This is a genomic window from Nocardiopsis sp. B62 (genome assembly GCF_018070675.1).
Taxonomy (GTDB): Bacteria; Actinomycetota; Actinomycetes; order Streptosporangiales; family Streptosporangiaceae; genus Nocardiopsis; species Nocardiopsis prasina.
In genome coordinates this window covers 91153-114314 of sequence record NZ_JAGPXK010000010.1, presented here as the reverse complement: position 1 = coordinate 114314, position 23162 = coordinate 91153, and the positions used below count along the sequence as shown (strand labels likewise).

General features: G+C 70.9%; 23 protein-coding genes. 14 read left to right on the top strand and 9 right to left on the bottom strand.

Features of this window, described 5'->3' with window-relative positions; all coding sequences use genetic code 11:
• The 3 genes from cas5e to KBX21_RS13395 all read left to right on the top strand — a co-directional run bounded on the left by cas5e (position 1) and on the right by KBX21_RS13395 (position 2504).
• On the top strand, positions 1-765 hold the full coding sequence (gene cas5e / locus KBX21_RS13405; protein WP_307869207.1) for a type I-E CRISPR-associated protein Cas5/CasD: 765 nt from the start codon (positions 1-3) through the stop codon (positions 763-765).
• The gene (cas6e, locus tag KBX21_RS13400; RefSeq protein ID WP_210842102.1) at positions 756-1460 is read left to right on the top strand and encodes a type I-E CRISPR-associated protein Cas6/Cse3/CasE; all 705 of its coding nucleotides are present in this window, start codon (positions 756-758) and stop codon (positions 1458-1460) included. Before cas5e ends, cas6e begins: the two co-directional genes overlap by 10 nt.
• Positions 1461-1538: 78 nt before the next feature.
• On the top strand, positions 1539-2504 hold the full coding sequence (locus tag KBX21_RS13395; RefSeq protein WP_210842101.1) for a nucleoside hydrolase: 966 nt from the start codon (positions 1539-1541) through the stop codon (positions 2502-2504).
• Here KBX21_RS13395 and KBX21_RS13390 read toward each other — a convergent pair.
• The 3 genes from KBX21_RS13390 to KBX21_RS13380 all read right to left on the bottom strand — a co-directional run bounded on the left by KBX21_RS13390 (position 2491) and on the right by KBX21_RS13380 (position 4789).
• Complete coding sequence (locus KBX21_RS13390; RefSeq protein ID WP_210842100.1) at positions 2491-2910, bottom strand: PaaI family thioesterase; 420 nt, start codon at positions 2908-2910, stop codon at positions 2491-2493. The two genes, KBX21_RS13395 and KBX21_RS13390, sit on opposite strands and share 14 nt — an antisense overlap.
• Before the next feature lie 87 nt (positions 2911-2997).
• Entirely contained in the window at positions 2998-3450 is a 453-nt protein-coding gene (locus KBX21_RS13385) for a GreA/GreB family elongation factor (protein ID WP_049573997.1), read from the bottom strand.
• 79 nt (positions 3451-3529) lie between these two features.
• Positions 3530-4789, bottom strand: a complete 1260-nt coding sequence (locus KBX21_RS13380) for an FAD-binding oxidoreductase (protein ID WP_210842099.1) — start codon at positions 4787-4789, stop codon at positions 3530-3532.
• A gap of 163 nt (positions 4790-4952) precedes the next feature.
• On the opposite strand from KBX21_RS13380, the gene KBX21_RS13375 reads away from it, so the two are divergent.
• Entirely contained in the window at positions 4953-6503 is a 1551-nt protein-coding gene (locus tag KBX21_RS13375; protein WP_210842098.1) for a CdaR family transcriptional regulator, read from the top strand.
• Between the two features lie 18 nt (positions 6504-6521).
• Here KBX21_RS13375 and KBX21_RS13370 read toward each other — a convergent pair whose 3' ends face one another.
• A complete protein-coding gene (locus KBX21_RS13370; protein WP_017544221.1) occupies positions 6522-7139 on the bottom strand; it encodes a DUF47 domain-containing protein in 618 nt (205 codons plus the stop codon).
• 452 nt (positions 7140-7591) lie between these two features.
• Here KBX21_RS13370 and KBX21_RS13365 point away from each other — a divergent pair, with 452 nt between their 5' ends.
• The 3 genes from KBX21_RS13365 to purM all read left to right on the top strand — a co-directional run bounded on the left by KBX21_RS13365 (position 7592) and on the right by purM (position 10794).
• Complete coding sequence (locus KBX21_RS13365) at positions 7592-8056, top strand: sterol carrier family protein (RefSeq protein ID WP_210842097.1); 465 nt, start codon at positions 7592-7594, stop codon at positions 8054-8056.
• Positions 8057-8100: 44 nt separating this feature from the next.
• Positions 8101-9597 (top strand): amidophosphoribosyltransferase, encoded by a 1497-nt coding sequence (gene purF, locus KBX21_RS13360; protein ID WP_049574092.1) that lies wholly within the window; start codon positions 8101-8103, stop codon positions 9595-9597.
• A 132-nt stretch (positions 9598-9729) separates the two neighbouring features.
• On the top strand, positions 9730-10794 hold the full coding sequence (gene purM / locus KBX21_RS13355) for a phosphoribosylformylglycinamidine cyclo-ligase (RefSeq protein WP_210842096.1): 1065 nt from the start codon (positions 9730-9732) through the stop codon (positions 10792-10794).
• 168 nt (positions 10795-10962) lie between these two features.
• Here the strand turns inward: purM and KBX21_RS13350 are convergent, their stop codons facing one another.
• Positions 10963-11190, bottom strand: a complete 228-nt coding sequence (locus KBX21_RS13350) for a DUF3073 domain-containing protein (RefSeq protein ID WP_017544226.1) — start codon at positions 11188-11190, stop codon at positions 10963-10965.
• Between the two features lie 253 nt (positions 11191-11443).
• Here KBX21_RS13350 and KBX21_RS13345 point away from each other — a divergent pair, with 253 nt between their 5' ends.
• Together KBX21_RS13345 and bldC are read left to right on the top strand one after the other, a co-directional pair.
• Positions 11444-12277 (top strand): hypothetical protein, encoded by an 834-nt coding sequence (locus tag KBX21_RS13345; protein WP_210842095.1) that lies wholly within the window; start codon positions 11444-11446, stop codon positions 12275-12277.
• Between the two features lie 716 nt (positions 12278-12993).
• A complete protein-coding gene (gene bldC / locus KBX21_RS13340; protein WP_013155387.1) occupies positions 12994-13197 on the top strand; it encodes a developmental transcriptional regulator BldC in 204 nt (67 codons plus the stop codon).
• Positions 13198-13373: 176 nt separating this feature from the next.
• On the opposite strand, the gene KBX21_RS13335 is transcribed toward bldC, so the two are convergent.
• A complete protein-coding gene (locus tag KBX21_RS13335; protein ID WP_210842141.1) occupies positions 13374-14552 on the bottom strand; it encodes a hypothetical protein in 1179 nt (392 codons plus the stop codon).
• A 475-nt stretch (positions 14553-15027) separates the two neighbouring features.
• Between KBX21_RS13335 and KBX21_RS13330 the strand changes: the two genes are divergently transcribed.
• Entirely contained in the window at positions 15028-15915 is an 888-nt protein-coding gene (locus KBX21_RS13330; RefSeq protein ID WP_210842094.1) for an N-acetylmuramoyl-L-alanine amidase, read from the top strand.
• 128 nt (positions 15916-16043) lie between these two features.
• Here KBX21_RS13330 and KBX21_RS13325 read toward each other — a convergent pair whose 3' ends face one another.
• Positions 16044-17261 (bottom strand): PT domain-containing protein, encoded by a 1218-nt coding sequence (locus tag KBX21_RS13325; protein ID WP_282104542.1) that lies wholly within the window; start codon positions 17259-17261, stop codon positions 16044-16046.
• 667 nt (positions 17262-17928) lie between these two features.
• Here KBX21_RS13325 and KBX21_RS13320 point away from each other — a divergent pair.
• The 3 genes from KBX21_RS13320 (at position 17929) to KBX21_RS13310 (ending at position 20150) form a co-directional block, all read left to right on the top strand.
• Positions 17929-18612 carry a DivIVA domain-containing protein gene (locus KBX21_RS13320; RefSeq protein ID WP_210842093.1) on the top strand — a complete coding sequence of 228 codons (684 nt, stop codon included), beginning with the start codon at positions 17929-17931 and terminating at the stop codon, positions 18610-18612.
• Positions 18613-18729: 117 nt separating this feature from the next.
• Positions 18730-19659 carry a M48 family metallopeptidase gene (locus KBX21_RS13315; RefSeq protein WP_210842092.1) on the top strand — a complete coding sequence of 310 codons (930 nt, stop codon included), beginning with the start codon at positions 18730-18732 and terminating at the stop codon, positions 19657-19659.
• A 230-nt stretch (positions 19660-19889) separates the two neighbouring features.
• A complete protein-coding gene (locus KBX21_RS13310; protein ID WP_049574103.1) occupies positions 19890-20150 on the top strand; it encodes a DUF6504 family protein in 261 nt (86 codons plus the stop codon).
• 434 nt (positions 20151-20584) lie between these two features.
• Here KBX21_RS13310 and KBX21_RS13305 read toward each other — a convergent pair whose 3' ends face one another.
• Together KBX21_RS13305 and KBX21_RS13300 are read right to left on the bottom strand one after the other, a co-directional pair.
• Positions 20585-21055, bottom strand: a complete 471-nt coding sequence (locus KBX21_RS13305) for an NUDIX domain-containing protein (protein WP_049574041.1) — start codon at positions 21053-21055, stop codon at positions 20585-20587.
• Positions 21056-21094: 39 nt separating this feature from the next.
• On the bottom strand, positions 21095-21676 hold the full coding sequence (locus KBX21_RS13300) for a GNAT family N-acetyltransferase (RefSeq protein WP_210842091.1): 582 nt from the start codon (positions 21674-21676) through the stop codon (positions 21095-21097).
• Between the two features lie 60 nt (positions 21677-21736).
• On the opposite strand from KBX21_RS13300, the gene KBX21_RS13295 reads away from it, so the two are divergent.
• A complete protein-coding gene (locus KBX21_RS13295) occupies positions 21737-22969 on the top strand; it encodes an ROK family transcriptional regulator (RefSeq protein ID WP_210842090.1) in 1233 nt (410 codons plus the stop codon).
• The last annotated feature ends 193 nt before the right edge of the window (positions 22970-23162 follow it).

The following is a 23162-nucleotide window of genomic DNA, read 5'->3' as shown; positions in this document are numbered from 1 at the left end:
GTGCACACACAGACACTCGCCCTGCGTATCGACGCCCCCATGCAGTCCTGGGGCGTGCGGTCGAGGTTCGTCAAGCGAGACACCGCCTCGGAACCGACCAAGTCGGGGGTGGTCGGGTTGTTGGCTTCGGCACGCGGCATCGACCGGGACGACGACGCGGCACTCGGGGAGATCTCGAAGCTGAAGTTGGGTGTCCGGGTCGACAGGGAGGGCCTGCTGGAGCGCGACTTCCACACCGCGCAGGAGGTCCCCAACACCATGGGAGCCAGCCACCGGACCGTGGTCAGCGATCGCTACTACCTCGCGGACGCGCTGTTCCTGGTGGTGCTGGAGGGCCCGGCCTCGCTGCTCCAGGAGCTTGAGGAAGCGGTGCGCCGGCCGCACTGGCCCCTCTTCTTCGGCCGCAAGGCCTTCGTCCCCGCGGCTCCCCTCGTCGAGCCCGTCGCCGAACGTGGGCGATGGGGTACCGGTCTCTCCCAGCGACCCTTGGGAGACGTGCTTCGGGACCATCCCTGGCTGGAACGGGACCCCGAGCGCCAGCGGGAGATGGCGGGTCTCGAACCGGACCAGCGGAGGTTGCGGACGGTGGTCGACGTCCGCCCCGACCACGAGTACGCCGAGCGGCGGCACGACCTCCCCCTGTCCTTCACCGAGGGGGCCCGTCGTTACGCTTCCCGCGCCGTCCGGGTCGACCAGGTCCTCCTGACCGATGGCATGATCAGCGGCCACACCACCGGCGCGGAAGGAGAAGCTCCGTGTATCTGAGCCGAGTCCCGGTCAACCCCCTGTCACCGGCCTTCCGGCGGGACTACGCCGATGTCCACGACATGCACCGCACGCTGATGGCACGGTTCCCCGAAGCCCCGGACGGCGTACCCGCACGGGAACACCAGGACCTGCTGTGGCGGCTCGAAGGGCAGGGGCGCGAGCTCGTCATGTACGTGCAGAGCAGGGATCATCCGAACTGGGGTTCGCTCCCGGAGGGGTACCTCAGCGGCCGTGCCCTGGTGAGAAGCCTCGGCCCGGTCCTCTCAGCGGTCACGGACAAGGCCGAGTTCAGCTTCCGCCTGACCGCCAACCCCACCCGGAGCGTGTCTCCGCCCTACTCCGGGCAGAAGCGCCCCCGAGGCGTGCGACGCCCCATCCACGACCCCGAACTCCAGGTCCAGTGGCTGGTCCGTCAGGGGGAGCGCCATGGCTTCGCCCTCCTGGACTCCTCCGCCGACGCTCCGGACGTCGTGGCCCTGCCCCGTCCCCCGGCCGTCGGGTACAAGAAGGCTCCGGAGAACTCCCGGGGGCCGGACCGGCTCAAGATCACAGTGGCCTCGGTGACGTTCGACGGTCGACTCCGGGTCACCGACCCCGAGGCGTTCCGAGCCGCGCTGGGCAACGGGATCGGTCGGGCCAAGGCCTACGGCTGCGGCCTGCTCAGCCTGGCTCCCGCACGCAGAGCAGGTTAGACAGCCGGGACCCGGGCTGATAGACACGCGATGCCCGGGATCCCGGTATTTCACCCTCCCTGCGGAAGGACTCGACTGATGGCCGTTCCCCTGGTGATCGACACCGACACCGCCCAGGACGACTGTGTGGCGCTCCTGGTGGGCCTGCTGGACCCGGCGGCCGACCTGCGGGCGGTGACGATGGTGGCCGGGAACGTGGGGTTCGACCAGCAGGTCCGCAACGCCTTCATGACGCTGAACGTCGCGGGCGGGCGCTCCGACGTGCCCGTGTATCTGGGCTGTCGGCGTCCGCTGGTGCGTGAGTGGGTGAGCGCCGAGAACGTGCACGGGGACGGGTCCGGCGGGCTCTCGATGGACCAGGACGGGCTGGAGCCCCGGAGCGAGCACGCCGTGGACGCCCTGGTGCGCATGGCCGCCGAGAATCCCGGTGAGCTGTCGATCGTGGCGATCGGACCGCTCACCAACATCGCAGCCGCGGTGGTCCGGGACCCCGACTTCGCGGGCAACGTGAAGTCCCTGTTCGTCATGGGCGGGTCCAACAACGGCCGGGGCAACATCACCGCCGCCGCCGAGTTCAACTTCTACGTGGACCCCGAGGCCGCCAAGGCGGTCTTCGCCGCCGGATTCGACGTGACCGTGGTGCCCTGGGACCCGCTCACACTGCGGCAGGCGGTGTTCGGGCAGGACCGGTTGGACCGTATCGCCGAGCTGGACACGCCGCTGTCCCGGTTCTTCACGACGATCTGCGCCGCCACCCTGGACTTCGACCGCAGGGTGGGCATCGACGGCACCACCCACCCGGACTCGTTGACCGCGGCCGTGCTCCTCCACCCGGAACTCGTACGCGCGGCCTCTCCGTACCACGTGGACGTGGAGACGGCCGGGGAGCTCACCCGCGGCTACGCGGCGATGTCCTGGGGCGTCCACGGGCTGGAGCCCAACGCGCGGGTCATCGAGGAGATCGACGCGGAGGGCTTCTTCGAGTACCTCCTGTCGCTGCTGTCCCGCGAGACCCTGCCGCCGAGGGCGATCACCGGCCCGTGAGGGCGATGGTGCCCTGCGCGGCCGCCACTGTCCTCTCGGAACCCTCGTCGTCGACCATCACGAGGTCGCAGCGGCACACCGCCCTGCGGCGGGTGGACTCCACCACGTGGGCGCGGGCGCTGAGCAGGCGTCCCCGGGCGGGTCGCAGGTACTCGACGGAGAACCCGCTTGTGAGCACCGAGGCGCCGAGCACGGTACCTCCCGCGAAGGTCAGCGCGTTGTCCGCCGCGTAGGCGAGCACCCCGCCGTGCAGGAAGCCGTTCTGCTGGCGGAGCTCGTCGCGGACGTCGACCTCCAGGACGGCCCTGCCGGGCTCGAAGACGGCGATCCGGGCCCCGACCAGCTGGCTGAAGGGCTGGGCGGCCAGGACGCGGTTGGCGAGCTCCGGGGTGATCTCCTCGGCCATGGGCTTCCTTCCTGAGGCGGGTACCGCCACCCTAGGGCCATGTCCGGGGGCGGGGCCGATCCCGATGTGAGCGACCCCGCCCCGGACTCAGGGAACCTCGACGGCCTCCGAGCCGTAGGGAACGGCGCGCACCAGACTCACCCTGAGTGTCCGCCCGTTGGGTGCCGTGTAGGTGCGCTCCTCCCCCTGCTCGGCGCCGAGGATGGCCTGTCCCAGGGGCGACTCCGTCGAGCACACCGGCATGCCGTCGGAGTCCGCGCGGTCGCGCACGCCCAGCAGGAAGGTCTCCGGGTCGGGGTCGTCGCCGTAGCGGACGGTGACGACCATGCCGGGCTCGGCGATGCCGTCGTCCGGAGGGGCCTCCCCGATGACCGCGTCCCTGAGGATCTCCTGGATGCGGTTGACGCGGGTCTCCCGGGCGTCCTTGTCCTCGATGAGGGGGAAGCCCCCGGTTCCCGGAGCGGACGTGCCGGTGAGGACCGCCAGTTCGGTGGTGAGGCGTTGGTGGGTGCCCGGGGTCAGCCAGGTGCGGTTCGTCATGGGGTCTCCTTGTACGAAGGCGCCCCGCCGGGGTTCGGCGGGGCGCGGACGGGACCTGCTGGGTTTCGTGGAACGGACCTCAGCGGGTGGGGTCGAAGGGGCGCAGTGCCGGGGACGGTGCGCCGGTGGCGACCGCGCGCGCCAGGAGGCGCCCGGTGACGGGCCCGTGGGTGAGCCCCCACATGCCGTGCCCGCCCGCCACGTGGAGCCCCGGGACGTCGGTCTGCCCGATCAGGGGCAGGCCGTCCGAGGTGACGGGTCTGGAACCCACCCACTCGTCGGTGCGCTTGTCGAGGTCGACCCCGTCCAGGTAGGGCGCGGCCGACTCGGTGATCGCCCTGACCCGCTCCGCGCGGAAGGGTGCGTCGATGGCCCGGAACTCCATGGTTCCGGCCACGCGCAGCCCCTCACCGTGCGGTGTGCAGGCCACCCGGACCTCGGGCAGGTAGACCGGGCCGGGGACGATCCGCTCCGTGGGGACCATGAAGCTGTAGCCGCGTCCGGCGCGCAGGGGCACGTTGACGCCCCACGGCCTGGCCTGTCGTCCCAGCCACGCCCCCGTGGCCACCACGACCGCGTCGCCGGACTCGGTCTCGCCGTGCGCGGAGTGCAGCCGGAACCCGCCGTCGCGGGCGGCCTCCACCTTGGTGACCCGGAACTTCTCGATCACGCTCCCGCCGCGTTCGCGCACGGAGTCCGCGAGCGCGTGGGTGTACACCCCGGGGTTGACGTAGCGCTGTCCGTCGATGCGCACGCCCGCCTGCACCTGTTTCGAGGCGAGCGGGACACCGGCTCGGGCGGCCTCTCCCTCGAGCGCCGAGTAGGTCAGCGGCAGACCCGCCTCGCGGGCGGTGTCCAGCTCCATGAGCAGCCGGGCGGCGTGCTTCCTGGAGGTGAACAGCGCGGTGATCGGGGACGACTCGACCTTCGCGGACACACCTCCCTCAGAGAGCTCCTCGAAGGCGTCCAGGCAGGCGGAGCTGAGCGGCACGTTGCCGCGCAGCGCCCGCTCCCAGGTCCGCTGACCGCTGTTCAGGGCGAACGACGCGAGGAAGTGCAGGAGCCCGGTGTCGGTGGTGGGCGGGACGGACAGCGGCGCCCGGGGGTCGAACAGGGCCTTCAGGCCGTTGCCGAGCACACCAGGCTCGTTGAGCGGGATCGCCAGACCGGGCGAGATCCAGCCCGCGTTGCCCCAGGACGAACCCGAGGCCACCGTGTCGCGTTCGACCACGGTGACCCCGACCCCGTACTTCTGGAGGAACCAGGCGGTCGAGAGGCCGACGATCCCGGCCCCGACGACGATGACGGTACGCGGTGTGCCCGCGCCCTTCCCGGACATGGCGAGTTCTCCTGTGCGTGCTGGACGGCGGGTGCGGTGCCGCACCCGACCAGAGTCTCTCCCGTAAGCGCACCGCACCCTTTGTCCGCGCCCGACAATCTCGGCGTACGCTCATGTGGAGATCACACAACGTGAGCGTTCCATGCCCAAGGGAGTGGCTTCCATGGTGTTGCTGGACCGTCTGGTCACCATCCTCGGCACGTACGGAACCCGGCTGGTCGGCCCCCGTCCCGCCCCGGACACGGTGCTGCGCGGGGTCGCGGTGCACGATCCGGCCGACCCCGGCCCGGAGGAGGCCGACGTCCTGCTCGCCGTGGGCGTCCAGGACCCGCTCCACGCGGTCGAGCTGGCCGAACGCTCCCGGTCCCTGGCCGTGGTGGTGCGGATCGTGCGGGAGGGCGGGGTCGACCCGCACGGCGAGGCCGCGGCCCGGGCCCGGAACCAGGGGATCGCCCTGCTCACGGTGGACCCCTCGGTGTCCTGGGGCCAGGTCGCCGGGGTGGTCTACGGGCTGGTGCTGGAGGGCGGGGAGACCGAGGCGGGACGGGGCCCCGCCGACCTCCCCGCGCTGGCGGACACGATCGCCGCGCGGGTCGGCGGGCCGGTGACCATCGAGGACCCCCGTCTGCGCGTCCTCGCGTACTCGAACCGCCAGTCCGAGGCCGACCAGGCCCGCTGGGACACCATCCTTGGGCGCGGGGTCCCCGAGGCGCTCCAGCGCCATCTGGAGGCCACCGGCGTCGTCACGCACCTGGCCTCCTCCGCCGACCCCGTGTACCTCCCGCCGGAGCCGGGGCTGGGGCTGGGCGGCCGTACGGCGGTGGCGGTCCGGGTGGGCCGGGAGTTCCTGGGGTCGCTCTGGGCTGCCTGTGAGGAGCCGCTGGACGCCGAGCGATCGGCCCTGCTGGCCGAGGGTGCCCGCACGGTGGCGCTGCACCTGCTGCGTACGAGGGTCAGCGCGGACCTGGAACGCCAGGTGGAGTCGGATCTGGTGAGCCGCCTACTGGAGGGCGCGATGGACCCCACCGAGGCCGCCGGGCGCCTGGGGTTGGCAGCCACCCCGCACCGGGTGGTCGCCCTCCAGGCGCACACGCCCGACGAACGCCACTCCGCCACCCTCATGACCTTCGAGCGGGCCACCACCGGTTTCGGCTGGTCACGCCAGGGGCGGAGCACGGTGTTCGGGAGCACCGTCTACACGGTCCTGCCCTGCGGGGCCGACCCCGCACCGGCCCGCGCGTGGGTGGCCGAGACCACCCGCGGGCTGCCCGCGCACGTGGTGGTGAACGCGGGGATCGGCGCCCCGGCCGACCTCGCCGGTCTGACCGCGAGCCGCCGGGAGGCGGACGAGAGCCTCACCCTGCACGCGGCCCGGCCCGAGGGAGCGGCGGTCGCCTACGACGAGTCCTGGGGCGACGTGCTCATCCACCGCCTGCGCATGGCCTCGGCGTCCGGCCGCCGCCCCGCCGACGGCCCGGTGGCCGCCCTGACCCGGCACGACGCCGAGCAGGGCACGGACCACGCCCGCACCCTGCGCGCCTGGTTGCGGGCCCAGGGAGACCCCACGGCGGCGGCGCAGGAACTGGGGGTGCACCCCAACACCGTCCGGCACCGGATGCGGAGGATGGCCGAGGTGACCCCGCTCGGCCTGGACCAGCCCGGCATGCGGCTGGCCCTGGCCATCGCGCTGGAGGCCTACGCGCCCGGGGGTTGAGGCGCGGGGCCCGCCCTCCTACCCGTTCTTCACCACGATGGTCTCCACCGTGTTGGCGACGTGCTCGAAGGCGTCGGCGGCGGTCTCCAGCTCCTCGATGACGTCCTTGAGCTTGAGCACGGTCAGGGCGTCGTACTCTCCGCTGAAGAGCTTCGCCAGCAGCTTGCGGTAGATGCGGTCGGCCTGGTTCTCCAGCTGGTTGATCTCGATCCAGTAGCGGGTGAGGTCCCGCATACTCCGCAGTCGGGGCATGGCCTCGGCGGTGAGTTCGGCGGCCCGCTCCAGCACCTCGATCTGGTCGATGATGCCCTTGGGCAGCTGTTCCAACCCGTACAGGTTGATGAGGTCGACGGCCGCCTCCATGGAGTCGATGACGTCGTCGAGGTTGGAGGCCAGGCGGTAGATGTCCTCACGGTGCAGGGGAGGCGCCGAGCTCTTGTTGAGTCGGCGCATGATCGCGTGGGTGGCGTCGTCACCGGCGTGCTCACAGGCACGCATCTTCTCGGTGATGGCCTCCCTGTCGGCCCCGTCGCTCATCAGCTCCACCAGCAGGCGGGCTCCGATGACCAGGTTGTTCGCCGAGTCGGTGAACAGCTCGTAGTAACTGTCATCACGCGGGCGCAAGCGCAGGCGCACGTCGTTCTCCCGATGGTGCGGTGGTCTTCCTTGGTGGATGTTAAGGGCGCTGACCAGCTGCTTCAGCGCGACAGTGCGGATGCCGCACGTCCGGACCCCGGTCGGGGGAGGCGGGTCCGGGTATGGTCACCCCTCGTTCGTCTGTCTGTGTCGACGCGTGGATCGCCATCTGCGCGGGTCCCCTCGCAATCCTCCCAATCTCGGACGACACCGGGACGGTTCGGGACGCTACCGTGTCCCGCTCCCCCTGGCCAGCGGGGCGTTGAGACACGAATCACTTGATCGCTCGGAGACCAACGGACAGTTCCTGCTGAAACCCCCGATATCCACCTTCGGTCCATTGACCCGTAATAACAAGCACCCCTCGCGTCCACCTTCCTCATGACTCGGGCGCCAGGGCCGTGACCTCGGCGAACCCGCTTCGGTCGGCGGCCCCGCCTAGGATCTCGTCCATGCCTTCAGCCCTGACGCCGAGCGCCGCGCGCCGGTTGCGCGCCGCCCTGGACGACCAGCTCTCCGCCCTGGGCGAACCCGCCTTCGCGGGCACCGACGAGGAAGCCGTCGCGGCGGCCACGCGGGCGGTCCTGCGGGCCGAGGAACCGCACCGTCCCGCGCTGAAGGCCGCCGTCAGGTGCAGTCTGGCGGTCCTGGCGGACCGCGCCCCGGGCCGCAGCCTGGAGGTGCGCGTCCCCCCGTACGGCGCGGTCCAGGTCATCGAGGGGCCCACGCACACCCGGGGAACCCCGCCCGGGGTCGTCGAGACCGACCCCCTCACGTGGCTGAGGCTGGCCGTGGGCGCGGTCGAGTGGGACGACACCCTGCACGACCACGGCGTTCGCGCCAGCGGTGTGCGCTCCGACCTGTCCGCCCACCTGCCGCTGTGGCCGGGCGAGGGGGCGGGGCAGGCGTCCGCCTGACCCCGAGGGGCCACCCTGCGTCGGCCAGCGGCTAAGCTGTGCGTGTGTCGTACTCCGACGGCCGGCTCTCCATGGACCTCGATCCGCTCGAACGCGGCCCGCAGGACGCCTGCGGCGTCTTCGGGGTCTGGGCACCCGGCGAAGAAGTCAGCAAGCTCACCTACTTCGGCCTCTACGCGCTCCAGCACCGCGGGCAGGAATCCGCGGGCATCGCCACGAGCGATGGGGAACGGATCGTCGTCTACAAGGACATGGGACTGGTCTCCCAGGTCTTCAACGAGGCGACGCTCGATTCCCTGAAGGGCCACCTCGCGATCGGCCACTGCCGTTACTCCACCACCGGTTCACCGGTGTGGGAGAACGCTCAGCCGACCTTCTACACCGCGCGTGAGGGAGGTCTGGCGCTCGGCCACAACGGCAATCTGATCAACACCCCGGAACTGGCCGCGATGCTTCCCGACCAACGGCGGGACGCGACCACCGACACCGAGGTGCTCACCAACCTCCTCGCGGCGCGCGCCAGAGAGGGACTCTCCCTGGAGGACGCGGCGCTGGAGCTGCTACCCCAGGTCCGGGGCGCCTTCTCCCTCGTCTTCATGGACGAGAACACCCTCTTCGCCGCGCGTGACCCGCAGGGCATCCGCCCGTTCGTGCTGGGCCGCCTCGGCGAGAACTCCGGCTCCGGCGGGTGGGTGGTGGCCAGTGAGACCGCCGCCCTGGACATCGTGGGCGCCAAGGTGGTCCGCGAGATCGAACCGGGCGAACTCCTGGTGATCGACGGGGACGGGGTCCGTTCCACCCGCTTCGCCCCGGCCAAGCGCAAGGGCTGCCTGTTCGAGTACGTCTACCTGGCCCGCCCGGACACCACCATCAACGGGCGCAACGTGAACTCCACCCGTGTGGAGGTGGGCCGCCGCCTGGCGAAGGAGCACCCGGTCGAGGCCGACCTCGTGATCCCGGTCCCGGAGTCCGGCACACCCGCCGCGGTGGGTTACGCGGAGGCGAGCGGCATCCCGTTCGCCCAGGGCCTGGTGAAGAACTCCTACGTGGGGCGCACGTTCATCCAGCCGAGCCAGACCCTGCGCCAGCTGGGCATCCGGCTCAAGCTGAACCCCCTGCGGGAGGTCATCGAGGGCCGCCGCCTGGTGGTCGTGGACGACTCGATCGTGCGCGGCAACACCCAGCGGGCGCTGGTCCGGATGCTGCGCGACGCGGGCGCCGCCGAGGTGCACGTGCGCATCTCCAGCCCGCCCGTGCTCTGGCCCTGCTACTACGGCATCGACTTCGCCACCCGCGCCGAGCTCATCGCCGCGAACCTGTCGGTGGAGGAGATCGCCGAGTCGGTCAACGCGGACTCGCTGGCCTACGTGGACCTGGAGGAGCTCATCGCCGCCTCCGAGCAGCCCAAGGACCAGCTGTGCCGGGCCTGCTTCGACGGGGTCTACCCGTTGGAGGTCGACTCCGACGCCCAGGGCAAGTACCTGTTGGAGAAGGCCTGCGGCACCCCCGAGGGCTCCACCCTCGCCACCAGCCAAAAGTAACGCGCGCGGCGGGCCACGGCTCGCCGCGTCCGGCGGGAGCACCCTTCCGGATCCTCCGGCGTGCCCCGGGACGGGGCCCGGAGGCTCGCACAGCAGCGAACACCGCACACACCGAACACGAGGAGAACTCGCGTGGCAGCCGACAGCACAGGGGCGACGGGCGCGTACGCGGCCGCAGGCGTCGACATCGCCGCCGGTGAGCGCGCCGTCGACCTGATGAAGCGTCACGTCGCGCGCACCCGCCGGCCCGAGCAGGTCACCGACGCCAGTGGGTTCGCCGGCCTGTTCCGTCTGGACACGGCCAAGTACAGGGACCCGGTCCTGGCCACCTCCACTGACGGCGTCGGCACCAAGGTCATGCTCGCCCAGCAGATGGACAAGCACGACACCATCGGCATCGACCTGGTGGGGATGGTCGTCGACGACCTGGTCGTCAGCGGCGCCGAGCCCCTCTTCATGACCGACTACATCGCGACCGGCGCCGTGGTGCCCGAGCGGGTGGCCGAGATCGTCGGCGGCATCGCCGAGGGCTGCCACCAGGCGGGGTGCGCGCTCATCGGCGGCGAGACCGCCGAGCACCCGGGCGCGATGGACCCGGAGGAGTACGACCTGGCCGGCGCCGGTACGGGTGTGGTCGAGGGTGACGCCATCCTGGGCCCGGACCGGGTGCGCGAGGGCGACGTCGTGATCGCGATGGCCTCCTCGGGTCCGCACTCCAACGGCTACTCGCTCATCCGCCACATCGTGGACCAGGCCGACCTCGACCTGTACTCCGAGACCCCCGAACTGGGCGGTGTCCTGGGCGAGGTGCTGCTCACCCCGACCCGCGTCTACGCGAAGGACTGCGTGGCGCTGACCTCCGAGGTCGAGGTGCACGCGTACTCGCACATCACCGGTGGTGGTCTGGCCGCGAACCTGTCCCGGTCGCTGCCGGAGGGCCTGGACGCCGAGCTGGACCGCTCCACGTGGGCGCCGTCGCCGGTCTTCGGCTACCTGGCGGAGAAGGGCTCGGTCAGCCGCGAGGACATGGAGGCCACGTTCAACATGGGCGTGGGCATGGTGGCGGTCGTCGCCGAGGACGACGCCGATCGTGCGCTGAGCGTGCTGGCCGGGCGCGGCGTGGAGGCCTGGCGCCTGGGCGTGGTGAAGGGCGGTTCCGGACGGGCCGTGCTGAGCGGCGAGTACCGGAACGGCTAGGCGGGTCGGTTCGCGCCCGAAGGACGCGAACATAGCCGGTGCGAACCACCGCAGTGGTTCGCACCGGCTATATCCACCTGTCCGCGACGACCCCCCGACGGAGAGCCGTGACCGCTACAGGTCAGCGGTTGTTGTCCGAGCGACCCGAAAGACTCGCGGTTCCGACGTCTACTTGTCGGAGTCCGAGTACTTGTCGGCAAGATCCGCGTAGCGGTCGACCAGGTCGTCCTGAGGTTCCGTGTAGGAATCGTCCGGACCCGACGGCCCGGAGGGAGACCCCTCGTCCTCAGCGACACCCAGCTCCGACCGCAGCCGCTCAAGGTCGGTCCCACCGGAGCTGTACTTGAGCTTCCGGGCGACCTTCTGCTGCTTGGCCTTGGCTCGGCCGCGCCCCATTGGCTCGACCCCCTCAACGATTGGGTTCCGACGAACCCCAGATCACTTACTAACCCGCACTACCAGGCTGACGGCCGTCAAACGCGACTGACGTCTGGCGCCAGCTTACGTACACATACAACCGTACCTGGTCGGACCCCACCGTGCCTACGCCACCCGGGTGTGACGGATGTGGTGTGCGCACGGAACCCCTTCCAGCCTGGCCGTTCTCACGGTGAGTGCCAGACGGAACGATCTGTGCCACGATGCGATCGTGCTGCCCTACACCGCCTATCTGCGCGTCTACCAGCCGATCACGGCCTTCTCCCCTCGTGACCGAAGGTACTGGGAGGGGTACGCGGAGTCCGCGGATCGGCCCAAACGCGTGAACGCGCTGGCCGCGGAGCACGCGGAGAGTCTGGGCAGAGCCATCACGACCCCGCCGGTGGTCGCCCCCGCAGAGGAGAGCGGGAACGCCTACCTGCGACGGGTGAGCGAGCGGTTGTACGTCTGCCCCTGGCAGACCCGCCTGCGTTCCTGGCGCGCGTTCGGCGAGTTCGCGGAGTCCATGCCGCGTCCGCTGGTCGAGGCGTTCGTCCCCGCGCGGGAGGCCGACCGCGCCGAGACGGGGTACCGGCAGTGGCGCGACTCCGGGGCTCCGGCGCAACCGGGAATCCTGTCGAGCAACTGGACGATCCCGATCCCGTGGTTCGTCGCCTTCGAACCGCAGGAACGCTGCCTGGTCCTCTCCGCAGGGCCCACCAGGACCCTGCTCTACCTGACCAGCACGGCGCAGGCCAGGCGTCGGCTGGACCACACCGCCGCCGTCCTGCGTGAGCGTGTCGGAGAACACGCGGTGTCCACCTCGGCCGAGCAGCTCACGGAGTGGCTGGCCACGACCGCCCACCCCGATTCCCTGCTTGAACTGGACTACGGGGGGCTCCCGCACCTGCTGAGCGACGAGCACCTCAGCGAGGACCACTCCGTGGCCGAGGTGTCCCAGGCCGTGGAGGCGCTCGCCAAGGGCGAGGGGTCGCGGGTGAAGGAACTGCGCGGACGACTCACCCGGCGCTGGAGGTCGGTGCGCGCCCTGGAGCACGCCAACTGACGGTCATGACTCCGTCGAACTTTCATGGACACTTCACACACCCTGTCGCCATCCCTACCGGGGGCCGGGCCTTGAGGGGAGGCGCCACGCCGTGTCCCAACCTGGTACACCAGGTTTCTCGGTCGCACGAATCCGTCTTTTCGCACGTGACGACGGCGGGCGGGACCGCCTGACGAGAACACTCCACCAAGCGCCGTGAAACTGGGCATAACGCCCGATAGGGATCGGCGTAGACTGTAGCGAGTCGACCACGGAGAGCACTCAGAGTAACCAGGAAAGCCTTGCCACGCCAGGGATCCGCGTGGCCCGACCACTCGGGCACAGCGGACCGGCGCCACGCACGCCACCCCGCACCATCCCGTCCCGAACCGCGACCGACCAGGGGCCCACACCCTCCTCCCCCAGGCCCGGACCCCGGGTTTCGGTCAGCCCCGCCCTAGCACTTCGGATTCTCCGGATCGAGAAAAACGAGGCCCGAGAACGAAGTTTTGACCGAATACGCCACATGCCACTAAACGTGTCGCTAGAATCACTTAGCGTGACGCGGCCACGGGCGGCTTTCAACGGCCTCCCACGTGCAAAGTTGCTTGGAGTGGTCGCGCAAACACCTCGGGTGATACCAATAGGACTCAAGTGGGACTATTGGACATCCGGGCCAAGTGCCAGGAATCAGGCTCAAGGATCGGCACACAGATCCAGGAGGAGAGGCCGTACACATGTCGACTCGCACGCCCGAGGCGGAGCCCCTGTTGACCCCCGCCGAGGTTGCCACCATGTTCCGCGTTGACCCCAAGACCGTGACACGCTGGGCCAAGGCGGGCAAGCTGACCTCTATCCGCACCTTGGGTGGCCACCGCCGCTACCGCGAGACCGAGGTCCGCGCCCTGCTGGCCGGAATCCCCAGCCAGCGCACGGAGTGATCTCCCCGGTCTGTGCCGATTCCGGGGGGAACGGCTGGACGCGCTCCGGCTGCTGACAGATTTCTCAGGGCGGGCCACCCAGACGGGGTGGCCCGCCCTCCCTCACCCACCACGCGCCCCACACGACTCGGCGGACCCGGTCACCCACGGCCACCGCCGGGGAATCCCGGTCACTGTCAGTCCTCGATCTGGTCGTCCATGGCGGTGGTCCGCTTGCGCGCGAGGAAGGTCGCCGCGGCCCCGCCGCCGACCGCCACCACCGCGGCGGTGACCAGCGCCGCGAGGGAACTCCCGGTGGTGGCCAGCCGCTGGCTCGCCGCCGTCGTCTCCCGTTCCCCCTCGCCGCGTTCCCCCTCACCGGGCGCGTCCGGCGCGATGTGGGTGGAGCCGATCGCCCAGGCGTCCGCGAAGTCCACCGCGAACGCCCGCGCCTGTTCAGGGTCGCCCACCTGGACCAACACCGAGAGCGAGGAGCGCACGCCCTCGCCCTCCCAGTCCCCGTCCTCGTCGTCGAAGGCGTCGGAGCTGGTCACGAAGCGCACGCTGACGGGCACCTCGGCCAGCGTCCCGCCCTTCTCGTCGAGGATCTCCAGGGTCTCCTCCACCAGGTGATCGCCGTCGAAGTCCACCACCGGTTCACCGAAGGCGGTCAGTTCCCCGTACTCGAAGGACGTCTCCGTCGCACCGTCGTAGGCCGCCGCAGCGCTGGTCCGCACGTCCCTGAGCGTGAACTCGACCGCGTTGGCGTCGGAGGAGACGGTCTCGGAATCCCCTTCGCCCAAGGCCACCACGTCCTCCTCGGTGGGCGTGGCGCCGGGCTCCTCCGAGGGGTCCTGGAAGGGTGTGTCCGGAGTGGGCCGGTCCGACCACCGGGGTTCCGGGGCGCCGGGCTCGCCCTCCTCGGCCTCACCTTCCCCGTCAGCTTCCTCAGCCGGCGGCTCGGTCTCCGTCTCCGGTTCCTCCGAGGGGGTCTCCTCGGCCCCGGCGTCCGGGCCGTCGACCGGGTCGATCATGCCGAGGCCGATCAGGTCGTCGACTCCGATCCGGACCGTCGCGCTCTCCACCACCGACTGGGCCAGGGCGCCCCTGTCGTTGACCAGGGTGCGGCTCTCCCCCTTGACCCGCGTGAACTCGGCCAGTGCTCCCACGACGGGGTCGGCCCCGGCCTCGTCCTCGGTCTCACCGCCGAAGCTGATCGCGGTGGAGTACCCCGAGACGATGTCACCGTCGCCGACCCAGGCCTGTGCGTTGGCCCAGACCAGCTGGTCGGCCGAGGCGGGGAGCGCGGACACGACCCCGAGCGCGCCCAGGGCGGCGAAGAGGGTGCCACCCGCCAGGAGGCGGCGAGCGGACATTCTGGCGGGAGTCACCACAACACTCCTGTTGTTGCTGGGGGATGACCGGCCCTGGGACCGGTCCCGCCCCGGCGCTGTCGCGGCGGAGCGGGGTGTTCCGACCGGCCTGGCGGCCGGGAGCGGTGTTCCGGGGTGGGGCCTCGCGCCCCTTTCCCGGTCGAGGTACGGGTTCGGTGTGGAGTGCCGTGTGCGGGGCGGTCCACACGGCGAGCCTAGTCGCTTGATCACAAAACGGAAACCGTTCTGTCGACGCGGGGGTGGTGGTTCGCGGGCTCCGGGGGGTCGGTGGCGCACCGTTCTGAGCTGGCGGAACGCGGAACCGAAAGGGATGGCGCACCAGGAGGACGTGACAGGTGGGGGGCGTGGGGACCGTGCGTACTCCGGCGCTCGTCCGGACGCGGGAACTCAAAGGGACCCCGTACGTCCTGATTTGTTGGGGTACGACGGGGTCACGGACTGCCGCTACGTTTGGGGCATGCTCGTCTGCGTACCAACAGGGCGCCGGAGCCGCGCCACCCGCGCTCTGGCCCTGCTCTCGCTCGCCGTCGTCTGGACCGCGGGCTGCTCGTCCCCTGCGGGCGGCGTACCCGGTACCGACCCGACCGCGGCGCCTCCGCTGCCCGGTCCGGAGGACGGGTCCGGTGCCCCAGGAGAGGACGGTTCACCCGCTGACGACGAGGCGGTCCCGCCCGGCGGCGGCCCGCTCGGTGACCGGATCGTGGTCATCGACCCGGGTCACAACGGGGGCAACGCCGACGCCCCGAGTGAGATCAACGCGCTGGTGCCCGCCGGACCCGGCGAGAAGGCCTGCGACACCGTCGGCGCCGAGAGCGTCAACGGCTACGCGGAACACGAGTTCAACTGGGACCTGTCACTGCTCGTCCAGGAACGGCTGGAGGCGGACGGCGCCACGGTGATCCTCACCCGCGAGGACAACGAGGGCGTGGGACCGTGCGTCAACGAGCGGGCCGAGATCGCCAACGAGAACGGGGCCGACGTCGCCCTGTCCATCCACGCGGACGGCGGACCCGGTTCGGGACGGGGCTTCCACGTCATCACCCCCGGTGAGGTGAGCGGGTTCACCGAGGAGATCGTCGAGCCGTCCGCTCTCCTCGCCGAGGACATCCGCCGTGAGTACCTCGAGGGCAGCGAGATCCCCTACGCCGACTATCTCGCGGAGGAGGGCCTGGACGAGCGCACGGACCTGGGCGGACTGAACATGTCCACGGTTCCGAAGGTGTTCCTGGAGGCCGGGAACATGCGCAACACCGAGGACGCCGAACTCCTGGAGGACCCCGAGTGGCGTGAGCGCGCCGCCGACTCCATCGCCCGTGGGCTGGCCACCTACCTCCTGCGCCGGTAGGAGCGGACCCGGACGCAAACAGGGCGGGCCCCGGGGATCTCTCCCCGGGGCCCGCCCTGGCGGCGGTCGGACCGAACCGTCCGCGCCGCTCATCTCACACGGCCCGGACGGTGTCGGAACCGGACCGGCTAGCCCTCGTTGGTCTCGGGGGCCTCTTCACCGCTCTTCTTCTTGCGACGCGCCAGGTAGGCGGCGGCGCCACCACCGGCGGCGATCGCGGCACCGGCAGCGATCAGACCGGCGATCGGCGAACCGGTCTTGGCCAGGGGCTGGGCGTCCTTGGCCTCCGTCTTCGGGACGGTGTCGGTGTCGCGCTCCTTGACCGGCGGGTTCTTGGCGTCGTCGTCGCCACCGTCGTCGCCACCATCGTCGACCGAGCCGGTGGTGATGCCCGCGGCGCTCTCGGCGATCAGGAAGCCGGAGACGATCTCGTCGCCGACGCTGAAGGTGATGTACATGTCGGTGACGGCGTCGTTCCAGACGAACCCGGCGTCCTCGGTCTCGAAGACACCGCTGACGGGCTCAAGCGACACCTGGAGCTCGACGGTCTCGTCCTCGACCTGGGCCTGGAGCGTGGACTCGCCGAGGACCCCGGCGTCGAAGCCGTGGTTGACCGAACCGTCCCAGCCCTGGCTGGTGGAGACGCTCGCACCGTTGATGGTGGCCTCGAGCAGGATCTCGCCGCCGTTGTCGACCAGCTCGGAGTTCTCCTCGTCGAGCTCGATGACGTCGGCGGAGGCCGTGGTGTTCTCGTTGTCCTCGTCGTCGTCACCGTCCTCGGCGGGGTCGGCGGGCTCGTCGGACGGCTGCTCAGTGGGCTGCTCGGTCGGCTGGTCCGTGGGCTGGTCGGTGCCGCCGTCGTCCGGGACGTCGGTGTCACCCTCGCCGTCACCGGCCTCCGTGGTGTCGTCACCCTCGGGGGCGTCGTCGTCGCCCTCGTCTTCGGCGGCCTCGGTGTCCTCGTCGTCCTCGTCCGGGGTCTCCTCGTCCTCGTCCGCGTCGTCCTCGGGGTCGAGGATTCCGGGGAGGTCGGCCTCGGTGATGACGATGCGGGCGGTGTCGACGACGGCGGTACCGGTGGCTCCGCTGGAGTTGACGGTGGCGGTGGTGGTGCCCTCAACGGTCAGCCAGCTGCCGATGGCGCCGCTGAAGGAGTCCGAGACCGTCTGGTCCTTGGTGATGTAGGTCTGCGTGGGGCTGGAGGCGCCCAGGGCCGAGGCGTAGCCCCACCCGTAGGTGTCGGCGTGGGCGGGCGAGGCGGCAGCCAGGGTGAGGGCGCCCAGCGCGGCGAAGGCGGCACCGCCCTGGAGCACGCGGCGTGCGGAGATTCGAGAAGCGTTCTTCAAGATCAATCCTCGTTTGGATCATCCAGGCCCACATGAGTCGGGGCCAGGCCTGGTCTGGGCTTCCACCGCCGGAACACAAAGGCGGGAAGTCTCGGAACGCGGAATCACGGACCAGGGTCGAATGGGGGACGGCCAAGGCACACAGAAGCCCGTGACCTGCGGAAATAGAGAGCGTGCACGGTTTCGGCCCGCAGAGGGCAAGAGCCGGAAGAACCGGCCGAGTTGCTTTCCATTCCCCATGGAGACAATACAGTCACCACAAAGATCAAATACATGATCACTGATATCGAAAAGGTCACGATGAACCTTCGAACGCACTGAGTAATCGCCATCGACAATTCCAGTCATTCTTTTTGATTCCGGTAAACCTTCACCGGGATGGGGCGTCTTACAAGGAGGACCGCGCCCGAGAGGACGCCTGGCCACGGCCGGAGTCACGTCCACACCCGGCCAGAACCACCGGTCGTGTGGCGCACGCCACGTCCACTCGGCATAATGCAGGCCATGAGTCTCCCCCGGCCCTTCCGCGCCCGCGTTCTGTTCGAGTCCCCACGCGGCAGAGGACGCCTGCGGGCCACCTCCCGCCGAACACCGGCGTCCGACCGGGCGGCCCCGGACTCACACGCGGATGCGTGATACCGCACCTACGAACCTCGTGAACTGCACAATGGGGACCATGCCTCTGACACCGGCGGACATCCGCAACAAGAAGTTCCACACGGTGCGTCTGCGCCCGGGCTACAACGAGGAGGACGTCGACGCGCTCCTCGACCGGATCGAGGCGACCCTGGTGGCGCTGGAGGGCGGTCCGCGCACGGGCCCGCTGCTCACCGCGGACGAGATCCGCAACTCCCGGTTCCGCACCACCCGGATGAGCCCCGGCTACCGCGAGGACGAGGTGGACGACTTCCTCGACCTCGTCGTCGCCGACCTCGCCGGACGCGGCCTGGGCCAGCCCGCCTCGCCGCCTCCCCTGCCTCCGCGTGCAGGCCAGGCCGACCCCGGACAGCCCCACCCCGGCCAAGGGCAGGGGTACGCGGACCCGAACCGGACCGACCTGCCGTCCGACGGTCCGGGGATGGCTCCCCGGGACATCAGGGAGAAGCGCTTCGCCACCACCCGGCTGACCACCGGCTACAACGAGCAGGAGGTGGACGACTTCCTGGACCGCGCCGAGTACAGCCTGGAGGTCCTCCTCCAGGGGCGCCCGGACCGGGCCACGCTCACCTCCGCCGAGGTGGAGCGGGTCCAGTTCGCCACCACACGGGCCCGCCCCGGGTACGACCCGGCGCAGGTGGACCAGTTCCTGGACGAGCTCGCCGAGGAGTTCCGCCGCCACGAGCGCTCCTGAGCCCGGACACGCCGCCCCCGCCACACCACACAAAGGAAAGCGGAAAGTAATATTTGTGCACAGGGAGTAGTCATTCCCTGTCAAGGGCGGCCCGAGGGGAGCAGTATGCGACATTCCATGCCGTCTTGGGGTACCTCCCCGACGAGCACGGTCCAGGGGATTCCGAGCTGCACCACCATCCCCGGACCGTGGCCCGCGCCCCGGCCGCCCTCTCCGCGTGGGCACGCGGCCGACCCGTACCCGACCGACGCCGACACCGACGAGGAGGTCGTCCCGGCCTCGGCGCACCCGTGGGAGAGACCGCTGCTCGCGCTCAGCATGACGGTGACGCTGGCCCTGGCGGTGATACTGGTGAGGCTGGTGTGGTCGGCCTCGGGTTCCCTGATGTGGACGGCCCTGGCGCTGGCCACGCTGCCGTTCGTGTGCTGGTCGGCACGTGGTCTCCGGTACGCCCGTGAGCGCGCGGAGTCGGTCCGGATCTCGCCCACCCAGTTCCCCGAGGCGTACCGGGTGGTGGTCTCGCTGGCTCGGGACATGGGGCTGGCCCGCCCCCCGGAGGCGTACGTCCGCCCCGGCCCGGTCTCGGCTCACGCGGACGCCGCCGCCCACGGACTCCGGCGCTACCTGGTGCTGTCGGACGCCCTGCTCGACGACAGGGGCCTCCCGCGCGACCGGGAGGCCCTCGCCTTCCTCGTCGCCCACCAGGTGGGTCACCTCGCGGCCGGGCACACCGGTTACTGGCGGCGGGTGGCCACCCTCGGGGCGGACCTGGTCCCCGGTCTGGGCTCGGCGCTGTCCCGGGCCTGTGAGTACACGGCCGACAACCACGCGCACGCGCACGTTCCCGAGGGGTCCCACTCGGTGCGGCTCTTCGCCGGTGGCCCCACCCTGTACACGCGAGTGAACCTGGGCGAGATGGCCGCCCGGGCACGCACGGACCGGGACTGCTCGCTGATCCTCTATCACCTGCTCTCGCGGCGCCCCAGCAACACCCGCAGGATGGCCGCCCTGCGCGACCGCGACCGCCGCGGCCGGGTGTTCCTCTAGGCAGCGCCCCTGGCCGCCTTCACAGGTGCCATCGGCGCGAACGGCCGCGCTGCGAGCGGTCTGAGGGCGGCGCGAGGACACGCCGCCCGCGGACTCCCTCAGCTGGGGGCGCACAGGCGCGCGACGATCGCACCACAGCGCCCCGACCAGGGTGTTCTCGACGAAAAGCGACCCGTGCCACCTCCCGGAGACTTGACGTGTTCGAACACCTGTTCGATACACTGTTCCTTGTGAGTCTCCTGAACGAACAGATCGACGTCCGTTCCACCGACCGTGGACACCCCGCCAAGTTCACGTGGCGCGGCCACACCTTCCGCGTGCGCCGGATCATCGGCGACTGGCCCGCCCGGCCCGGGGCCCCGGGCGTACCGGCCACCCACATCCACCTGCTCCGCGTCTCGGCGGAGTCCGAGACCGGGCACCCCAGCATCATCGACATCTCCCGGGACGCCGCCTCGGACCGCTGGACCATGCGGCGCCAGTGGGGCTGACCGGCCCACAGGACGCGACCCCGGGTCCGCCCAGTGCCGCGCCCCGTCAGCGCCGACGCGTGCCAGATCGAACCTCTCCGCCTGGTGGAAGTCCACCTGGACGGTGGAGAGGGCGAACTCCCGACCTGCGGCGTCGGTGATCTGCGCGTCGATCTTGGAGCCCTGGAAGACCGCCTCGTCCTCGGCCCGTTCGTAGGCCGTCCCCGATCCGTCCAAGGCCTCGGCGAGGAGTCCGGTTGGACCGGCGCCACCGGTCCGGGGTGTCCGCGTACTTGCCGCCCGGACCGGGCAGGGACAGCCGGTGGCGGGACGAGTGACCGCAAGACGAAGGCCCCGGGGCACTCGCCCCGGGGCCTGTCGAAAACTCGATTCAGCGCGCCGGGACTGGTTCCGGCGTCGTCGTCACTGCGGCGCGCTGCATGTCGGTCACCGTATCAGCGCTCGTAGTACGGTTCACCGTCGTCGCTACGGGCCCAGCGGACACGTTCCAGGATGCGTTCGGCCATGGGCGGCATCTCGGACTCGGCGAACCAGTCCACGTCCAGGCTCTCGTCACCGTCGACCCGGGGCCGCCCGCCGACCGGACGGCACCGGAAGGCGAGGTCGAGGAACTGCACCCGGTCGCCGTTGGGGTAGGTGTGCGGTTCCTGACCGATCACGGTGACCAGTCGGTCCACCTCGACCCGCACACCGGTCTCCTCCCACACCTCGCGGACCACCGCCTGCGCGGGCTGCTCCCCCGGTTCGAGGATGCCGCCGGGGGTGGCCCAGCGCCCGTCGTCGGAACGCTGGTGCAGGAGCACGCGCCCGTCGTCGTCGAGCACCACACCGGTCACCCCCACCAGGGGCAGGAGGGAGTGGCCGACGTGCTCGCGCAACTGGGTGACGAAGTCCGGAACGGGCATGGCACCGACACTAACGCCGAACCGGGCGGGTCCGGCTGATCAACCACGCCCACGGCGGAGTTCGGCGTACTCGTGGTCCAGGACCGACATCAGGACCGCGTCGTGCCAGGCACCGTCCCAGCGCAGGTGCTCGCGCCACACTCCTTCGCGGACGAAACCCGACCTGGCGTAGGAGCGCTCGGCGTGGGTGTTGAAGGCGAACACCTCCAGGGCCACACGGTGCAGACCGGCGGTCTCGAAGGCGTACTCCAGGACCAGGTCGGTGGCCTCCGTTCCGAAGCCCTGGCCGGTGACCGCCATGGAGCCGAGGGCGATCCGGTAGTGCGCTTCCGCGTTGTCCGGGTCCAGGTCGATGAGCGCGCACTCCCCGAGGACCGCGCCGTCCGCCCGCGCGCGAATCACCCAGTCGGCCCGGTCGTGTCGGTGCTCACGCGCCGTGAACACTCGGAGCAGCTCCTCGGCGTCGAACTCCCGGTGGGTGCCAGTGAGCCTGCGGACCTGCGGGTCCATGTCCACCAGGCCGGGGATGATCTCGTGCGCGTTGACGGCCCCGAGCGGTTCGAGCCGGACCCGGTCACCGCAGAGGGAGGGCTGGTCGCGGAAGACGTCGGGAGGCACCATGATGGGAATCCAACCAGCGCCCCCACACGCGGGCAACGGGTTTTCGAACGGGGGGTACGGGTGGCGGCCGGTACGGGCACGGCGGGTCTGCACACCATTCGCGAGAACAACCTCCGGGCCGTGCTGAGGACCGTCCGCGCGCTCTCCCCGTGTTCGCGCGCCGCCGTCGCCACGGCCACCGGGTTGAACAAGACCACCGTGTCCAGCCTGGTCACCGACCTCATGGACCGCGGCCTGGTCAGGGAGACCGGGCAGACCCCGCAGGGTCGGGTGGGCCGCCCCGGCGTCCTGCTGGCCCTGGACGACCGCTCCGTGGCCGCCGTCGGCGTGGAGGTGAACGTCGACTACCTCTCGGTGGTGGCCGTGGACCTGGTCCACCGGGAACTGGCGCGAGGGCACGTGCCGCTGGACGCCCGTTCCGCCGGGGCACACGCCTGCGCGGACCGGATCGCGACCGCCCTGCGCGAGGTCACCGAGGAACCCGCGATGAAGGGCCGCACGGTGGTCGGGGTGAGCGTCGCGGTGCCCGGGCTGATCGACGCCCCCTCGGGCACGGTGACACGGGCACCCAACCTGGACTGGCGGGACGTCCCCCTCCGCGACCTCCTGCGCACCAGGTTGGAGGGTTCGACTCTGGCGGAGGCCACCGTCCTGGTCGACAACGACGCCAACCTCGGCGCCATGGCCGAGTACCGGTTCGGTTCCCTGGCCGGTCTCGGCGACCTCGTGTACGTGACCGGTGAGGTGGGGATCGGTGCGGGCGTGCTGACCGGGGGCGAGCTGCTGAGGGGAGCGGGCGGCTTCGCCGGGGAGATCGGCCATCTGGAGCTGACCGCCGACGGCCCGGAGTGCTCCTGCGGGCGACGGGGCTGCCTTGAGGCGTTGGCCGGGATCGGGGCGATCCTGCGCGCCGCCCTGCCCGATCTGGTCGCGGACCGCCCCCTGAACGGCGGGGACGTCGCGGACCTGGTGGACACCGTGGTGGCCCGCGCGTCGGCGGCCGACCCGACCGCCGTCGACGCCCTGGAACGGGCCGGAACCTGGTTGGGGCGCGGGGTGGCGACCCTGGTCAACGTGGTCAACCCCGGGGCCGTGATGGTGGGCGGGTACTTCGTGCCGATGGCCCCGTGGCTGCTCCCCGCCTGCCGCGCGCAGGCCCGGGCCCGGTCCTTCGCCCCCGAGGCGGGCGGGTGCCGGGTGGAGCCCTCCGACCTCGGCATGAGCGCCGCCTCACGGGGTGGCGCCGCCGTGATGATCCACGGCCTGGACTCGGGTGACCTGCCGCTGCCATAGGCGGAACGGCGGTGACGTCGGGGCCCTCCCCTGCGGGCTCCCGGCCTGGTCGATTCGCTCGAGCCCGGTCGGCTCGTGCTGTGCCCCAACCTCCACCACGACGCTCCCTGGCCCGTTGGACGGCGCCGACCTCGACCACGCGTGCGGGACACCCGGACTGGACGAAACGACCCGTTGACAATTAGTTGTGGCT

Excerpts from the sequence above, each read along its gene's own strand:
- KBX21_RS13395 (WP_210842101.1), top strand. The coding sequence starts at position 1,539 with ATGGCCGTTCCCCTGGTGATCGACACCGACACCGCCCAGGACGACTGT.
- KBX21_RS13390 (WP_210842100.1), bottom strand. The coding sequence starts at position 2,910 with ATGGCCGAGGAGATCACCCCGGAGCTCGCCAACCGCGTCCTGGCCGCC.
- KBX21_RS13385 (WP_049573997.1), bottom strand. The coding sequence starts at position 3,450 with ATGACGAACCGCACCTGGCTGACCCCGGGCACCCACCAACGCCTCACC.
- KBX21_RS13380 (WP_210842099.1), bottom strand. The coding sequence starts at position 4,789 with ATGTCCGGGAAGGGCGCGGGCACACCGCGTACCGTCATCGTCGTCGGG.
- KBX21_RS13375 (WP_210842098.1), top strand. The coding sequence starts at position 4,953 with ATGGTGTTGCTGGACCGTCTGGTCACCATCCTCGGCACGTACGGAACC.
- KBX21_RS13365 (WP_210842097.1), top strand. The coding sequence starts at position 7,592 with ATGCCTTCAGCCCTGACGCCGAGCGCCGCGCGCCGGTTGCGCGCCGCC.
- KBX21_RS13350 (WP_017544226.1), bottom strand. The coding sequence starts at position 11,190 with ATGGGGCGCGGCCGAGCCAAGGCCAAGCAGCAGAAGGTCGCCCGGAAG.
- bldC (WP_013155387.1), top strand. The coding sequence starts at position 12,994 with ATGTCGACTCGCACGCCCGAGGCGGAGCCCCTGTTGACCCCCGCCGAG.
- KBX21_RS13335 (WP_210842141.1), bottom strand. The coding sequence starts at position 14,552 with ATGTCCGCTCGCCGCCTCCTGGCGGGTGGCACCCTCTTCGCCGCCCTG.
- KBX21_RS13330 (WP_210842094.1), top strand. The coding sequence starts at position 15,028 with ATGCTCGTCTGCGTACCAACAGGGCGCCGGAGCCGCGCCACCCGCGCT.
- KBX21_RS13320 (WP_210842093.1), top strand. The coding sequence starts at position 17,929 with ATGGGGACCATGCCTCTGACACCGGCGGACATCCGCAACAAGAAGTTC.
- KBX21_RS13315 (WP_210842092.1), top strand. The coding sequence starts at position 18,730 with ATGCCGTCTTGGGGTACCTCCCCGACGAGCACGGTCCAGGGGATTCCG.
- KBX21_RS13305 (WP_049574041.1), bottom strand. The coding sequence starts at position 21,055 with ATGCCCGTTCCGGACTTCGTCACCCAGTTGCGCGAGCACGTCGGCCAC.
- KBX21_RS13300 (WP_210842091.1), bottom strand. The coding sequence starts at position 21,676 with ATGGTGCCTCCCGACGTCTTCCGCGACCAGCCCTCCCTCTGCGGTGAC.